The 234-nt window shown below is 71.4% G+C and carries 1 pseudogene; it reads left to right on the forward strand.

What is annotated here, in order from left to right:
- Window positions 1-234: pseudogene (locus VR45_RS41745) on the forward strand (polyketide synthase); the annotation flags it as partial.

Consider the following 234-nt stretch of genomic DNA (forward strand, 5'->3'; position numbering starts at 1 on the left):
TCGAGGCACAGGCCCTGCTGGCCACCTACGGCCAGGAGCGCGACGCCGAACACCCGCTCTGGCTCGGGTCGGTGAAGTCCAACATCGGGCACACCCAGGCGGCGGCGGGTGTCGCGGGCGTGATCAAGATGGTCGAGGCGATGCGGCACGGCGTGATGCCGCGCACCCTGCACGCGGACACCCCGTCGCACCACGTGGACTGGGAGTCCGGCGCTGTCAGCCTGCTCACCGAGC

This window comes from Streptomyces sp. NRRL S-495 (assembly GCF_000966955.1).
Classification (GTDB): Bacteria; Actinomycetota; Actinomycetes; order Streptomycetales; family Streptomycetaceae; genus Kitasatospora; species Kitasatospora purpeofusca.